Origin of the sequence: Janthinobacterium sp. NKUCC06_STL (assembly GCF_019345455.1) — a bacterium.
GTDB classification, from domain to species: Bacteria; Pseudomonadota; Gammaproteobacteria; order Burkholderiales; family Burkholderiaceae_D; genus Janthinobacterium; species Janthinobacterium rivuli.
Genome location: NZ_JAHKQY010000001.1, coordinates 426,325 through 442,938 on the forward strand (window position 1 = coordinate 426,325; position 16,614 = coordinate 442,938).

7 protein-coding genes are annotated in these 16,614 nt (G+C 64.3%); all 7 read right to left on the bottom strand.

All coding sequences use genetic code 11. From position 1 onward, the window contains the following. Positions 1-7: 7 nt before the first annotated feature. A complete protein-coding gene (locus KO539_RS01960) occupies positions 8-2,155 on the bottom strand; it encodes a S46 family peptidase (RefSeq protein ID WP_374106311.1) in 2,148 nt (715 codons plus the stop codon). Between the two features lie 87 nt (positions 2,156-2,242). After that, complete coding sequence (locus KO539_RS01965; protein WP_225241935.1) at positions 2,243-4,366, bottom strand: PAS domain S-box protein; 2,124 nt, start codon at positions 4,364-4,366, stop codon at positions 2,243-2,245. Continuing rightward, complete coding sequence (locus KO539_RS01970) at positions 4,363-6,957, bottom strand: chemotaxis protein CheB (protein ID WP_219307086.1); 2,595 nt, start codon at positions 6,955-6,957, stop codon at positions 4,363-4,365. The genes KO539_RS01965 and KO539_RS01970 overlap by 4 nt, the downstream gene beginning before the upstream one ends. Positions 6,958-7,083: 126 nt before the next feature. Beyond that, positions 7,084-8,514 (bottom strand): efflux transporter outer membrane subunit, encoded by a 1,431-nt coding sequence (locus tag KO539_RS01975; protein WP_225241936.1) that lies wholly within the window; start codon positions 8,512-8,514, stop codon positions 7,084-7,086. Continuing rightward, positions 8,511-11,762: an efflux RND transporter permease subunit gene (locus KO539_RS01980; protein ID WP_219307088.1), complete on the bottom strand. Its 3,252-nt coding sequence runs from the start codon at positions 11,760-11,762 to the stop codon at positions 8,511-8,513. Before KO539_RS01980 ends, KO539_RS01975 begins: the two co-directional genes overlap by 4 nt. Beyond that, the gene (locus tag KO539_RS01985) at positions 11,759-14,878 is read right to left on the bottom strand and encodes an efflux RND transporter permease subunit (protein ID WP_219307090.1); all 3,120 of its coding nucleotides are present in this window, start codon (positions 14,876-14,878) and stop codon (positions 11,759-11,761) included. Before KO539_RS01985 ends, KO539_RS01980 begins: the two co-directional genes overlap by 4 nt. Then, a complete protein-coding gene (locus tag KO539_RS01990; RefSeq protein ID WP_219307092.1) occupies positions 14,875-16,212 on the bottom strand; it encodes an efflux RND transporter periplasmic adaptor subunit in 1,338 nt (445 codons plus the stop codon). Before KO539_RS01990 ends, KO539_RS01985 begins: the two co-directional genes overlap by 4 nt. Between the last annotated feature and the right edge of the window lie 402 nt (positions 16,213-16,614).

The window sequence follows — 16,614 nt, forward strand, 5'->3', positions numbered from 1 at the left end:
GGAAAAATTACTTCTTGGCAGCTTTCGGATACTTGATCGTCATTTCCTTGAGCAAATTATCGGCGTGGTCCACTTCCTTCATCACCCACAACATGTAGCGGATGTCGAGGTGGATGGCGCGCGTGATGGCGGTGTCGAAGTACCAGTCCTTGGTGATCGATTCATACGTCGAATCGAAATTCAGGCCGATCAGTTCGCCGCGCTTGTTCATCACGGCCGAGCCGGAATTGCCGCCCGTGGTGTCGGCGCTGGTGAGGAAGTTGACGGGAACCGTGCCCAATGCCGGGTCGCGGAACTGGCCGTAGCGTTTTTGCTTGACGGCGTCGATCAGCGCTTGCGGCGCTTCGAACGGGGCCTTGCCCGTGACTTTCTCGACGATGCCTTCCACGGTCGTGAACGGGCCTTTGCTGAGGCCGTCGCGCGGCGAGTACGGCGAGACCGTACCGTACGTCACGCGCAGGGTCGAGTTCGCGTCAGGATAGACAGGCTTGCCTTGCGACTTCTTCCACGCGATCACGGCTTGCATGTATTGCGGAATCACGCGTTCCAGATTGCCGTCGATTTCCTTGCGGCGCTCCTCCAGCGCCGCCTCGACCGGCTGCAGCTTGATGGCCAGCGCCATGAAGGCGTCGTCGGACTGGGCAACGGCGGCCTGGTCCTTTTCCAGCCAGGCCAGACGCTTGGCCGTGTCAGCCAGCTGCGTCTGCTGGTACAGGGCCGCCACGGCGCCTGGAGCCGGCAGCAGCGCGTCCAGGCCTTGCGGATGGCTCTTCGCCGCCAGTTGCGCGTAACGCTTCAGGCCAGCCTCAAAACGCGCCTGGTCGACCTTGTTGACGTACGACTGTTCCAGACGGGTCAGGCGGGCCTTGATGAAGGCCAGGTCGCGCTGCTGGAAGCCCGATTCGCGCTCGGCGTCCGCTTTCTGGCGCTCCAGCGACAAACGGTAGAGGGTGCGCGCGCTTTTCAGCAAGTCGCTGTTGGTGGCTACGCTCCAGGCGAACTCTTCTTCGCTCAAGGCCATGTCGCTGGCGATCGCCGCGTCCAGTTCCGCCAGCAGGGTAGTCGACACGTTCGGCTGTTTCGCGTACCAGGCGCGGAACTCGGCATCCTGCACGTCCTTGATGGCGGCGATGTCCTTGCGCGCGAAACCGTCGAGCAAGCCCTGGGTTTTCTTCAGCACGTTGTTGATGCTTTTCACCACGCTGGCATAGCGCACGGCGGCAGCCGCGTCGCCATTCGTGGCGTCGGCCATCACGGCCAGGTCCGCTTGCAGTTCGGATACTTTCAGGGGGAAGGCCGTGTCGCGTGCGAAGCGGATTTCCGCCGGCAGCTTGTAGCGGCTGGTGCGGCCGGGGTAGCCCGCCAGCAAGATGCCGTCACCGGCTTTCAAGCCTTCGGCCGAGACCACCAGGAAATCCTTCGATTTATACGGCACGTTGTCGGGCGACGGATCGGCCGGACGGCCATCCTTGCCCACGTAGGCGCGCAGGAACGAGTAATCGCCCGTGTGGCGCGGCCATTCGTAGTTGTCGATGTCGCCGCCGAAGTTGCCGATCTTATCCGATGGCGCGTAGACCAGGCGCACGTCGCGTATCATCATCTGGCGGATGCGGTAGTACTCGAGGCCGCGGTGGAAGGCGGGCACGGAGCAGCGGTACATCTTGTCCGTTTCGCATTCGGCGATCAGGTCCTTGACGCGCTTTTCCACGGCTTCGTGGCGCGCGCGGCCGCTCATGTCGGCCGTCAAGCCTTTCAGCACGCGGTCGCTGACGTTCTCCACCTTGTCCGTCACATACACGAGGCTGTTCGGACCGCCCGGCAACTCTGCCGCGCGCGTCTTGGCCAGGAAGCCGTTGGTGATGTAATTGTGTTCCGGCGTGGAATTGCGCTGCACGGCGCCATACGCGCAGTGGTGGTTCGTCACCACCAGGCCGGCGTCGGAAACGAAAGCGGCCGAGCAGCCGCCCAGCGACACGATGGCGCTCATCGGGTGTTTGCTCAGGTCGGCCAGTTTTTCCGCAGGAATTTCGATGCCGACCCGTTTCAGTTCGGCTTTCAGCTGTGGCAGCTGGTGTGGTTGCCACTGCCCTTCGTCAGCGTGTGCGCCGGCGAACGCGCCCATCAAGGCGACTGGTAATACGATTGTCTTGAACAAGATTTGCTCCTCCATAAAAAGCAGGCGAAAGTATAGCCTGTCCAGGCGGCATGAGCCGGCAAAAATTATCCCAATGCAATTTCTGTATCAGCCGGCCGGCCGCCCCGTGCCCTGCAAGGGGATCTGCAGGGACAGCCGGCAACCGGCGCCCGAGGCCGGCACGCCCACCTCGAACTGGCCGCCCAGCGCCGTCACCCGCTCGGCGATGCCGATCAGGCCAAAGCACTGTTTTTTACGCTGCTGCTGCGGCGTGATGCCGATGCCGTTGTCGCTAATGGCCACGTACACAGCGCAGGCATCCGAACTGAGTTCGATCTCGACCTGGCTGGCCTGGGCATGGCGCATGACGTTGCTGAGCGCTTCTTGCACGATGCGGAACAGCACGATCTCGACCTGGCTGCCGATGGCGGAAAACAGCGCCTCGTCGCGTATCAGCAGCTGGCAAGCGACGCCGCTGCGCTTGCGGAAGTCGCCCACCTGCCACTCGATGGCCGCCTGCAAGCCCAGGTCCAGCGCCATCGGGCGCAGCTCGTTCATGATGCCGCGCACGCTCTTGATGGTGGTGTCGACGTTGCTGAGCACGGCGCCGACCCGGCGGTGCAGGCGCGGATGGGAACCTTCCGTGCGGGCGCTGAGCATGGAAATATCGATGCGCAGCGCCAACAGGTTTTGCCCCAGTTCATCGTGGATATCGCGCGAGATGCGCTTGCGCTCGTCTTCCTTGGCCGTTTCCAGGTGCAGCGCCAGCTGGCGCAGCTGCGCATGCGACTGGCGCAGGGCGCCGTCCATCAGCTTGCGTTCGGTAATGTCCGTGTGCGCCACCACCACGCGCAGCGGCCCTTCGCCAAGAAAACGGCTGACCCTGGCCTGCGACCAGCGGGGGCCTGAGCGCGTGGCAAACTCATACTCGAGCGCAAACGCGTCCGCATTGCCGGCGATGACGGCGCGGATGCCGGCGGACAGCTCGCGCCCGGCGCTGCGCTGCCAGCGCGGGTCCGTTTCGCAAAATTCCAGGTATCGCAGCGGCTGCGGCGTTTGCCCGACGAAGGCCTGGCAAGCCTGGTTGGCATGCACGACGCGCCCCGCCCGGTCCAGCACCAGCACCCGGTCCGTCAAGGAATCGATGGTGGCGTGAAAGAAGCGCTCGGCATCGCGCAAGGCTTCCTGCGCCCGCTCGCGCTGGTGCACTTCCAGCTGCAGGTGCTGGTTGGCGCGCAGCAATTCGGCCGTGCGGTCGACCACCCGCTGGTCCAGCTCGCGATGCAGCTCGCGCAAGTCCGCCTCGGCCAGCTTGCGCTCGGTGATGTCGGAAAACACGCCGACAAAATGGCTGATCGCCCCATCCGGGCTGCGCATGGGCGTGATCGACAGCGATTCGACGAAGCGCTCGCCATTCTTGCGCTGGTTCACCAGTTCGCCATACCAGCTGCCATCCTGGTGCAGGCTGCGCCACATGGCTTCATAAAAATGCGGCAAATGCGTGCCGCCGCCGAGGAAGGACGGATCGCGCCCGATGGCTTCCTCCGCCTGGTAGCCGGTAATGGTGGTGAAGGCGGGATTGACGGAAATGATGCGGTTGGCGCTATCCGTCACGAGCACGCCCTCGCGTATGCTGTCGAGTATCACAAACGCGCGCCGCAAGGCCGATTCGCGCACGTGCTCGTCACCCAGGTCCGTCACCAGCATGCGCGCCGTGGCGCTGTCCGCATCGTAATTGGCTTCGATGCGCACCATGCCGCGCATGCCGCCCGCTTCGCCTTCGAACAGCGGCGCTTCGAGCACCTGGCGCGCGCCACCCGTGAAAACGGCATCGAGGAAGAGCCGGAAGCCGCCCTGCGCCTGGGGCGCGACGAATTGCTCGAAACGCCGCCCCAGCAGCCGGTTCTTGTCGCGTTGCAACAAGCCGCAGGCCGCCACGTTGACACGCGTGATGACGCCTTCGCGCGCCAGCGAGAAATAGCTGACGGGCGCCTGCTCATACAGCTGCGCATAACGGTCGCGGCTGCTTTCATATTCATTCTTCAACTGCTCCAGTTCGGCCAGGGCCGCGCTCTGCATTTCCAGCTCGATCTGGCTCACCTGCAACTCATGCAGCTGGCGCATCACCTCTTCACTCGACTGCGGCACGGGCTGGCGCTGCTGCGCCGCCAGTTGCTCGGCCTGCTCTCGCAATCTGGCCAGCGCGCTACCGTCGTCGAATGGTTCGCTCATGACACGTTCTCGCCGCTATTGCCTGCCGCCGTGGCGCCGGCCTGGATCTGGCGCAGCTGGGCTTCCAGCAGTTTCGATTCGGTAATGTTGATGAAAGTCACCACCACGCCATCGATCACATTTTCGATCGTACGGTACGGCATGATGCGCACGTTGTACCAGCGCCCCGTCTTGGTTTCCACCTGCCGTTCGCAAAATACAAGGCTGCGGATCACTTCCAGCGCATCGTCTTCCAGACCCGGATAATCGAGGTCGTTGACGATGTCGCTGAGCGGGCGGCGCAAGTCAGTCTGGATCAGCTTGTAGATTTGCGTGGCCGGCGCCGTGAAGCGGCGGATGCGCAGGTCGCTGTCGAGGAAAATGGTGGCGATATCGGTACTGTTGAGCAGGTTCTTCATGTCGCTGTTGACCAGCGACAAATCATCGACCTTCGATTGCAGCTCGGCATTGACTGTGTACAGCTCCTCGTTGAGCGACTGCATCTCTTCCTTCGAGGTAGTCAGCTCCTCGTTCGTCGATTGCAGCTCTTCATTGGTTGACTGCAATTCCTCGTTGGCCGATTTGAGTTCTTCGCGCGAGGTCTGCATCTCGTCGCGCACGGCCTGAATTTCGTTGCGCGCCTGCGCCAGCTGCTGCTCCAGTTCCAGCACCTTCGGGTTCGGCGAGCGCCCACGGCGCACCTCGGACGCCAAAGGCGCGCTGGAAAACGTCACGAAGACCATGCCGCGCAAGGATTCAGGCTGGCTCAGCGCTTCCGCGCTCAAGTCCACGCCCAGCGACTGGCCCAGGTGATCCTTGACCACCAGCCCCTTCAGGCGCACCACGCTTTCGCTTTGCAAGGCTTGCTTGATGAGGCCGGCCAGCTCGTAGCGCAAGCCTTCACGCGCCATGGCGTGGATATTCCAGTTGGCCTTGCCGGCCGCCGGTTCGAGGAAGGCGCCCGTGCGGCCGTTGATGTACAGGATGTCGCCATCCTGGTTCAGCAGCGCGGCGGCAGGCGAATATTTCTGGAGCAATAATTGCTCGACATGGGATTGAATCTTTCCAGTCATGCTGACTTCTCTCGTGTCGCTAGGTGTAGGGGGGGATGCCAACGATACCTTGGTGGGAAAATACGTGGGCAGGCGCTGGCGCGCCAGGTTGTCGAGGCGGCGATACAGCCGGGTCGACGTGGTCAGCGGCGAAAACAGGTCGGAAAAATGACCGGGCGTGTCGGCGCTTCCCAGCAACAAAATTCCGTCGCGGTTCAGGGCGTAATGAAACAAGGGTATCAAACGCTGCTGCAACTTGGCATTGAGATAAATCAACAAGTTGCGGCAGCACAGGATATCGAGCTTGGTGAACGGCGGGTCCGAGATGATGTTTTGCTGGGCAAAGATGATGGTGTTGCGGATCTCTTTTTTGACGTGGTAGTCATTCTTGTCGCGCAAGAAGAAACGCCCGAGGCGTTCGGCAGACACCTCGCTGCTGATGCTGTGCGGAAAGCGTCCCTGGCGCGCGCGATCGATGGCGTCGGCCGACAGGTCGGTGGCAAAGATCTGCAAGCTGTACTTCGACGGCGGATTGATGCTGGCCACCACTTCATGGAAGACCATGGCCAGCGAATACGCTTCTTCGCCCGTGGAACAGGCGGGCACCCAGGCCTTGAAGGCGCGTCCGTCCGGGTGGGCCGCCAGCAATTGCGGCAGGGCAACCATCTTCAGGTATTCCCACACCTTGGGGTCGCGGAAAAAGCTCGTCACGCCGATCAGCAATTCCTTGAACAGCAAGTCGATCTCGGCCGGATTGGCACGCAAGTACGGCACGTATTCTTCCATCGACGTCATTTGATACAAGCTCATGCGCCGCTCGATGCGCCGCAGCACCGTGTTGATCTTGTAATCCGTAAAACTGTTGCCCGTATGTTCGGACAGCAAGGCGACAATTTCTTGCAGGGAATTGCGCCCGTTCGGCTCATGGCCCGGCAGGCTGAGAAAACTGCTGCGGAACAGATAGGTGATGATCTTGTCCGGCATCTTGTCGGAAAAATCGACGAGATCGACCACTTCCGCGGCGATCGCGCTTTGCGGCATCATGTCGAACTTGGCCGTATCGGGGTGCTGGGCCAGGGTCAGGCCCCCTGCCTGCTTGATCGCCAGCAAGCCGCGCGTGCCGTCGTTGCCCATGCCGGAAAAAATCACGCCGACAGCCAGTTCGCCCAGTTCGCTGGCAAGGCTTTCGAAAAAGGTGTTGATGGGCGAGCGGTGCCCGCGCAGCTGCATCGGCTCACTGAGCAAGAAACGCCCCTTGGACAAGCCCAGGTCGGCATTCGACGGGATCACATAGATATGATTGGGCCGCAACTCCGCCTGGTGCGTGATTTCCGTGACGGGAATGCTGGTGGCGCGCTGCAACAGTTCCGGCAGCATGGCCTTTTGCGTGGGATCAAGATGCTGGATCACCACATAGGCAATCCCGCTTTCCTGCGGCACGTTCGCCAGGAAAGCGACGATGGGATCGAGCCCGCCGGCGGATGCGCCGATGGCCACCACAGGAAAAACGATGGTGGCCACTTCGGGGACGGAAACATTGCTGTGTTTACTGCGTGTCATCGTCGGCAAGAATCCAGCCACGGCCAAAGCGTCAGGCTGGGAATTGATAATCTTGCATTCTAGCACTCAAGATGCGCGATAAAACGCGAATTTGGCGCCGGGGTTTCCCTGCGCCTGCCGACTCCCTTACTGCGCCTGCGGCGCATGCCAGCCACCGCCCAGCGACTGGATCAGGGCCACGGCCGTCGTCTGGCGGTCCGCCTGCGCCTGCACCAGCGAACGGCGCGCCGACAGGGCCGTCACCTGCGCCGTCACCACGTCCGTGTAGCCGACCTGGCCCGCGTTGTAGCGGTTCAGCATCTGCTGCTCGACCTGGTCGGCGGCGGACGACGCCTGCTGGCGCAAGGCCAGCTGCTCGGCCAGCGCGCGCGTGGCCGACAACTGGTCTTCCACGGCGCCAAAGGCACTGAGTACCGTCTGGCGGTAACGGGCCACGGCCGCTTCATGCCCCGCCTTGGCCGCATCCACGCTGGCCGTGGTGGCGCCCGCGTTGAACAGGGTTTGCGCTGCCGACACGCCCAAGGACCACAGGCTCGACGATGCATTGAACAAGTCGCCCACACGGCTGGCGCCGGAACCATAGGAGCCCGTCAGGTTCAGGCTCGGGTAATAGGCCGAGCGGGCGATGCCGATCTGCTCGTTGGCCACGGCCACGCGGCGCTCGGCGGCGGCGATGTCGGGTCGGCGCTGTAGCAGGGTCGACGGCACGCCCAGCGGCACCTCGGGCACGGTCAGGGTCCACGGCGCCACGGCCAGACTGAAGTCGGACGGCGCGCGGCCCAAAAGTATCGCGATCGCGTGTTCGAGCTGGGCGCGCGCACGCGTCTGGCTGGACAGGTCGATCTGCGCATTGGCCAGCTGCGTCTGCGCCTGCAGCAGGTCGGACTTGGCGGCGATGCCGGAGTTGAAGCGGTTGCCGGTGATCTCGAGCACGCGCTTGTAGCCGTCGATCGTGGCATTGAGCAGCGCGATCTGCGCATCGCTCTGGCGCAGCGAAAAGTAATTGGTGGCCAGTTCGCCCTGCGCCGACAGGCGCGCCGCGGCCAGGTCGGCTGCGCTGGCGCTGGCACTGGCGTCCGCCCCCGTCACGCCGGCGCGCAGCTTGCCCCACACGTCCGGTTCCCACGAGGCGCCGATGGCGGCCTTGAAGTTGTTGTTCGTCTGCTGCTCGCCCCCGCCGCCGGAGCGGGCGCCGCTGCCCGTCAGGTTCACCGTCGGGAACAGCGAGGCGCGCTGTTCGCGCACCAGCGCGCGCGCCTGCTCGTACGAGGCGATGGCGGCGGCCACGTTCTGGTTCGATATGTCGATGCCTTCGGCCAGCTGGTTCAGCTGCGCGTCACCGAACAGGGTCCACCACGGCCCCCGCTCCAGGGTGTCGGCCGGCACGGCCGGTTGCCAGCCGGCCGCCTCCTTGAACGTTTGCGGCGCGGCGGCCGCCGGCGTCTCATACGCGGGGCTGACGGCGCAGCCAGCCAGCAGGACGAAGGCGGCCGCGGTGGCCAGCGACAGCAGGTGGCGTGCGGGGACGGTGGATGGAATAGGTTTTACTTGCTTCATGATTGTGTACTCGGGTTATCTGGCCCAGGAATGCGGCTCAATTGCTGCTCGTCGGCGCTGCGCGTGCGCAGCTTGTCGAGCAGGATGTAGACCACCGGGGTGGTCAGCAATGTGAGTAACTGGCTGGCAATCAGGCCGCCGATGATGGCGACCCCCAAGGGCTGGCGTAGCTCCGACCCCTCGCCGAAACCGATCGCCAGCGGCAAGGCGCCAAGCGCCGCCGCCAGGGTGGTCATCAGAATGGGGCGAAAACGCAGCAAACATGCCTCGCGCACCGCCTCCACCGCAGTCAAGCCGCGCGAACGCTCGGCCTCCAGCGCGAAGTCGATGATCAATATAGCATTTTTCTTGACGATACCGATCAACAGGAACACGCCGATCAGGGCGATGATGGAAAACTCCATGCGGAACAGCAGCAAGGCCAGCACGGCGCCCACCCCTGCCGACGGCAAGGTCGACAGCACGGTGATCGGGTGGATCAGGCTTTCGTACAGGATGCCCAGCACGATGTAGATCACGACGATGGCCGCCAGGATCAACAGCGGCTGCTCCTTGTTGCTGTCCTGCGCGCTCTTCGCCGAACCCTGGAAGCTACCGCGCACATTGACGGGCATGCCGATTTCCGACTCCGCCTGGGCCACGGCAGCCTGCCCGTCGCTGAGCGGATAGCCGTCGGCCAGGTTGAACGACACGGTGGTCGCCAGCTCCCCGCCCTGGTGATTGATCGACGTGGCCGTCGAGCTTTCCGCGAAGGTGCTGAACGACGACAGCGGCACCATGTGCGCCAGGGTCGTGGACAGGGCCGAGCCGCTGGACGGGTCGCGCGCGGCCGTCGTGTTGGACGCCGTCGTGGCAACGCTGGTGCTGGCCGTGGTGGCGCTGGCGGCCGTCGTGCTGGCTGCGACGGCGGCCGCATTCGACGCCGGCACGTACACGGAGCGCAGCGCTTCCGGGCTTTGTGCATAGCGCGGCGCCACTTCCATGATCACGTGGTACTGGTTCAGTTCATCGTAGATGGTCGCCACCTGGCGCTGGCCGAAGCTGTTGTACAGCGCATTGTCGATATCCTTGACTTGCACGCCCAGCTGCGTGGCGCGGTCCTTGTCGATGCTGACAAAGGTTTCCACGCCGTTTTCCGCCTGGTCCGTGTCGACGTCGATCAGGGCCGGCTGCAGCTTCATCTGATCGGCCAGTTTCGCCGCCCATTTCTTCAAATCCGCCTGGTTATCGCTGATCAGAGTGTACTGGTAGGTGGAATTGCTGGAGCGCCCGCCCATGCGCAAATCCTGCACGGGATTGAGGAACAGCGAAATGCCCGTCACCTTGGCCAGCTGCGGACGCAGGCGCGCGATCACGGCCTGTCCCTTGTCCGTGCGCTGCGAAGCCGGTTTCAGGTCGATGAACATGAAGCCGCCCCCCGCCCTGCCGCCGCCGGTAAACCCGACGACGGTGGCGACGGCGGGATCGTCCTTGATGATGTCGACCAGCTGGCGCAATTTACCCTGCATGGCCTGGAACGAGATGCTCTGGTCGGCGCGCATGCCGCCGTTGATCTGGCCCGTATCCTGCTGCGGGAAGAAGCCCTTGGGCGCGGCGGCGAACAGGTAGACGTTCAAGCCGACGACGAACACGAGGATGGTCATCACCAGCGCGGCGCTGGACAAGGCCCAGTCCAGGCAGTGTTCATACACTTTCAGCATGCGCTCGAAGCCGCGTTCGAACCAGCGCGCGACAAGACCTGGCGGCTTGTGCTGCTGCCCGCTTTTCAGCAGCCAGGCGCACATCATCGGCGTGGTGGTCAGCGAAATGACCAGCGAAATCATCACGGCCGCCGACAGGGTCACGGCAAATTCGCGGAACAAGCGCCCCACCTGCCCGCCCATGAACAGCAGCGGGATGAAGACGGCCACCAGCGACAGGCTGATCGACAGCACCGTAAAGCCCACTTCGCGCGCCCCCAGCAGGGCCGCCTTGAAACGGTCCATGCCCGCCTCGATGTGGCGCTGCGTGTTTTCCAGCACCACGATGGCGTCGTCGACGACAAAGCCCGTGGCCACCGTGAGCGCCATCAGCGACAGGTTGTTCAGGGAAAAGCCCAGCACGTACATGACGCCAAAGGTGCCCAACAGCGAGACGATGGTGGCGACAGCCGGGATGATGGTGGCGCGCACGCTGCGCAAAAAAGCGCTGACCACCAGCACGACCAGCACGATGGACAGGATCAGGGTGAACTCGATCTCATGCAGCGAGGAGCGGATGGAATTGGTGCTGTCCGACGCCACTTGCAGCTTGATGTCGCCGGGCAGCTGCGCCTGCAGTTGCGGCAGCAGCGCGCGCACGCCGTCCACCGTGGCGATGACGTTGGCGCCGGGCTGGCGCGTGATCAGCACGATGACGGCCGGGTCACCATTGAACAGGCCCAGGGTATTGTTGTTCTCCACGCCGTCGACCACGTCGGCCACGTCGTCGAGGCGGATGGCGGCGCCGTCGCGCCAGGCCACCACCAGGCTGCGGTAATCGGCGGCGCTGCGCCCGCCCGACGCGGTGGTCGCACCCGAATAGATCTGCAAGCTGCGCTCATCGCCGGAAATCGCCCCTTTCGGGCGGTTGGCGTTGCTGGCCTGGATGGCCGCGCGCACGTCTTCCATCGACACGCTGTAGTGATTGAGCTGATATGGCAGCAGTTCCACGCGCACGGCCGGCAGCGAGCCGCCGCCCAGTTCCACGTCGCCCACGCCTTTGACTTGCGCCACCTTCTGCTGCACCAGGTTCGACACGGCATCGTAGATCTGGCCCGGCGTGCGTGTTTTCGACGTCAGCGCCAGGATGATCACGGGCGCGTCGGACGGATTGGCCTTGCGGTAGGTGGGATTGCTGCGCAAGGTGGCCGGCAAGTCCACGCGCGCGGCGGCAATCGCGGCCTGCACTTCGCGCGCGGCCGAATCGATCTTGCGGTTCAAGTCGAACTGCAAATTGATGCGCGCCGAGCCCGTGCCCGACGACGACGTCATCTCGTTCACGCCCGAGATCACGCCCAGGCGCCGTTCCAGCGGCGTGGCCACCGAGGTGGCCATGGTCGCGGGGCTGGCGCCGGGCAGGCTGGCGCTGACGGAAATGGTCGGATAATCGACCTGCGGCAGCGGCGAGACGGGCAGCACGAAGAAGGCGCCGACACCGGCCAGCGCGATGCCGATGGTCAGCAGCACGGTGGCGATGGGACGCTTGACGAACGGTTCAGACAGGTTCACGCGGCGCTCCCCGCATTATCGGCCGGCTTGTCCAGGCTCACCCCAGGTGTCTTGCGCGCAAAGCGCTGTCCCAGGCGGTCGAAGCCCAGGTAGATGACGGGCGTGGTAAACAGGGTCAGCACCTGGCTGACGATCAAGCCGCCGAAGATGGCCAGGCCCAGCGGACGGCGCAACTCGGCGCCCTCGCCCCAGCCCAGCATCAGCGGCACGGCCGCGAACAGCGCCGCCAGGGTCGTCATCAGGATGGGACGGAAACGCAGCAGCGCAGCCTGGTGGATGGCTTCCTGCGGGCTCTTGCCTTCATCGCGTTCGGCCTCGATAGCAAAGTCGATCATCATGATGGCGTTCTTCTTGACGATGCCGATCAGCAGGATGATGCCGATGATGCCGATCACGCCCAGGTCCTGCCCCGAGATCATCAGCGCCAGCAAGGCTCCCACGCCGGCCGACGGCAGGGTCGACAGAATCGTCAGCGGGTGGATGTAGCTTTCGTACAGTACGCCCAGCACGATGTAGACGCAGACGACGGCGGCAAGAATGAGCCACAGCTGGTTCGACAGCGAGTTTTCATACGCGCCGGCCGCGCCGAGGAAGGTCAAGGTCACCGATGGCGGCAAGGCGATATCCTTTGCGGCCTGGCGGATGGCGTCGACGGCGCTGCCCAGGGCCACGCCCTGCGTCGTATCGAAACCGAGGGTGGTGGCCGGGTACTGCGCCACGTGCGTGATTTGCAGCGGCGCCTGTTTTTCGCTGACGCTGGCAAAGGCGGACAGCGGCGTCGACTTGCCGGAACCCGTGCGCACCTGCAGGTCCGACAGGTCGGTCGGCGTGGTGACGATGCCCGGTTGCGCTTCGAGGATGACGCGGTACTGATTGGTTTCCGTGAAAATCGTCGAAATGATGCGCTGGCCGAAGGCGTTGTACAGCGCGTCGTCGACGGTGGCCGTGGTGACGGACATGCGTGCGGCACTGTCGCGGTCAATCGCCACGGTGACGGCGGCGCCCGTGGCGCCCGCGTCCGTGACGACGTTGCGCAGCTGCGTTTTTTCACGCATGCGCGCGGCCAGCTTGCCGGCCCACTCGGTGACGGTGGCCGTGTCGGCCCCTTCGAGCGAGACGCGGTACTGCGTCGGGCCCGATTCCGCATCGATGGTGAGATCCTGCGTCGGCTGCAGATACAGGGTCACGCCGGCCACCTTGGCCACGCGGTTGCGCAGGCGCTCCATGACCTCGTCCTGGTTGCCGCTGCGCGGGCGCTTCAGGTTGATCAGCATGCTGCCCGTGTGCAGCATGGTGTTGTTGGCAGCATCGACGCCAACGAGGGAACTCAGGGTATCGACGGCCGGGTCTTCCAGCAGCGCGCTGGCGGCGGCCTGCTGCAAGGTCGCCATGCGTTCGTACGAAACGGCTTGCGAGGTTTCGATGCGCGCCTTCAGCTGCCCCGTGTCCTGCGTGGGGAACAGCCCTTTCGGAATCGTGATGTACAAAATTACCGTCAGCAGCAAGGTGGCCAGGGCGACGAGCAGGGTCAATCCCTGGCGTTTCAATACCCACACGAGCGCATGGTCGTACTGCACAATCACGCGGTCGAGGAAGGCCTGGATGCGCTGGCCCGTGGCGCTGACTTTTTCATCGGCGTGGCTTTTCAGCCAGCGCGCCGACATCATTGGCACCAGGGTCAAGGACACCACGGCGGAAATCAGAATCGTGATGGCCAGGGTCATGGCAAATTCGCGGAACAGCCGGCCCACCACGTCGCCCATGAACAGCAGGGGAATCAGCACGGCGATCAGTGACACGGTCAGCGAGATGATGGTAAAGCCGATCTGCGACGCGCCCTTCAGTGCGGCGGCCATCGGCGTTTCGCCCTCTTCGATGTAGCGGGCGATGTTTTCGATCATGACGATGGCGTCATCGACGACAAAGCCCGTGGCGATGGTCAGGGCCATCAAGGAGAGGTTGTTCAGGCTGTAGCCGAGCAAATACATGACGCCGCAGGCGCCGATCAGCGAGATCGGCACGGACAGGCTGGCGATCACGGTGGCGCGCACGCTGTGCAAAAAGGCGAAAATCACCAGCACCACCAGCAGCACGGACAACAGCAGTTCCAGTTCCACGTGTTCGACGGAGGCGCGGATGCCCGTCGTGCGGTCGCTCAGCACGTCGAGCTTCATGGCCGCCGGCAGGCTGGCCTGCAGGTCGGGCAGCAGGGCCTTGATGGCGTCGACCGTCTTGATGACGTTGGCGCCGGGCTGGCGCTGCACGTTCAGGATGATGGCCGGCTGCTTGCCCGACCAGGCGCCCAGGCGCGTGTTTTCCGCGCTGTCAACGACGTTCGCCACGTCAAGCAGGCGCACAGGCGCGCCGTTTTTATAGGTGATGATCAGGCGCTTGTAGTCTTCCGCCGTGACCAATTGATCGTTGGCGTTGATGGTGAACGAACGCGTGGGGCCGTCGAAACTGCCCTTGGCGCTATTGACGTTGGCCGCCGCGATGGCCGTGCGCAGGCTGTCGAGGCCCAGGCCGTACGAGGCCAGCAGCTTGGTGTCGCCCTGGATGCGCACTGCCGGACGCTGGCCGCCCGACAGCGAGACGAGGCCCACGCCGTTGACCTGGCTGATTTTCAGGGCCAGACGCGTGTTGACGATGTTCTGCACCTGCGTCAGCGGCATCGTGTCCGACGTGATGGCCAGGGTCAGCACGGGCGCATCGGCCGGGTTGATCTTCGCGTACACGGGCGGCGCCGGCAAGTCGGTCGGCAGCAGGGAACCGCCCGCGTTGATGGCGGCCTGCACTTCCTGCTCCGCCACGTCCAGAGTCTGGCCCAGCGTGAATTGCAGGGTGATGAGGGACACGCCGGCCGCGCTGGTGGAACTCATGCGCTGCAAACCCGACATCTGCCCGAACTGGCGCTCCAGCGGCGCCGTGACGGTCTGCCCCATGACTTCCGGACTGGCGCCTGGGTACAGGGTCTGCACCTGGATGGTGGGGAAGTCCACCTGCGGCAAGGCGGCCAGCGGCAGGAACTTGAAGCCGACCAGCCCCGCCAGCACGATGGCCAGCATCAGCAGCGCCGTGGCGACGGGGCGCTGGATGAATGGCGTTGATGGACTCATTGCGCTGCGCCCTTCGCTGGCGCCGATGCAGGTGCCGATGCGGCCGGCGCGCTGGCCGCGCCCTCAGCGTGCTGGCGGCGGTGGCGGCGTTCGCCATTCGCTCCGGCGCCACCGGCGCCGCCCATGGCAGGCTTGTCGCCCGCCAGCGTGACTTTCGCGCCTTCCTTCAGGCGGTCGGCGCCTTCCGTGATGACCTGTTCTCCCGCTTCCAGGCCGGCGCGGATTTCCACCATGTCGGTGGTCGCCTGACCGCGCGTGACCATGCGCACGGTGACGGTTTTATCCGCTTTCAGCACGTAGACGAAGTCGCCGTTGTTACTGTGGCGCAGGGCCGTCACGGGCACCAGCACGGCGCCCGTGATGTTGCCGAGCTCCAGGCGCACGTTGACGAACTGGCTGGGGAACAGCGCCATCTTGTCATTCGTGTAGCGGGCCTTGGCGCGCACGGTGCCCGTCTGCACGTCGACCTGGTTGTCCAGCGCCGTCAAACCGCCCTTGTCCAGGGTATGCGTACGCGTGCGGTCCAGCGCGAGCGCCGCCAGCGCCGAACCCGCGTTCAGGCGCTCCTGGATGGTTTGCACTTTATCCTGCGGCACGGAGAATTCCACGTCGATGGGCGAAAGCTGCGTCACCACCACCACGCCGCCCGTATCGCTGGTGCTGACCAGGTTGCCGATGTCGACCACCTTCAGGCCCGCGCGCCCGCTGATTGGCGAGACCACCTTGGTGTAGCCCAGATTGAGTTTAGCCGTGCCTTCGGCGGCGCGGTCCGTCATGACCGTGCCTTCCAGCTGTTTGACCAGGGCGGCCTGCGTGTCGACCTCCTGGCGCGCGATGGAATCCTGGCCCAGCAAAGTCTGATAGCGTTTCAGGGTCAGGCGCGCGTTTTCCAGCTGCGCTTCATCGCGCTGGCGCTGGCCCGTGGCCTGCATCAGCGCCATCTCGAACTGGGCCGGGTCGATCTGCGCCACCACCTGGCCCGCCTTGACCATGCCGCCTTCCTTGAATTTCAGTTCCTTCAAAATACCCGACACTTGCGGGCGCACCGTCACGGTGGACGCGGCCGTCACCGTGCCCAGCGCATCGAGCACCACGGGCAGGTCGGACTTGACGGCCGTGGCCACGCCGACGGTGGTCGAAGGGCCGCCACGGCGCCCGCCGGGGCCTCCCGGTCCTCCAGGGCCACCGGCGCCAGGCTGCGCGCTGACGCCCGAGTGGGTCAAATACCAGGCACCGCCCCCCAGCGCCGCCATCACGGCCAGCGCGATGACCGTGCCGACGATTTTCGAACGGCGGCTGCGCCGCGGGGTGTTGGGTGTAGTCTGCGAATCCATCGCTTATCCTTGTCTAGGCCGCTGGCACGGCGAGTCTGTGGCGCCGGCCGAGGTGGGACACACTCAGGCCGAACGACCGTTTTTCGGGGTTGTTTCGGTAAAAAGCCGGGGGAGTCAAGAGCTGAAAGTCAGCTGAAAAAACATCGCTCCCTAGCGTCAAACGACTCTAGCATAGTCATGTAACTGTTTCATTTCTACTTGAAACAATTACACACAGCCAGGCAGAGATGGGAGGATCGGGCGGGCCGGCAGGTGGGCCGCCACTGTGGGGAAACGGTGGAAAAATCAGGCTTGGCGGGCGTCGCGCCCCGGCGCCAGCGGCGCGCGGGCGACTCGCATGCAGATACAAACTCGCTACAAATCTCCCGCCAGCCGGCTTGACCTGGCGCCACGCGGGCCGTT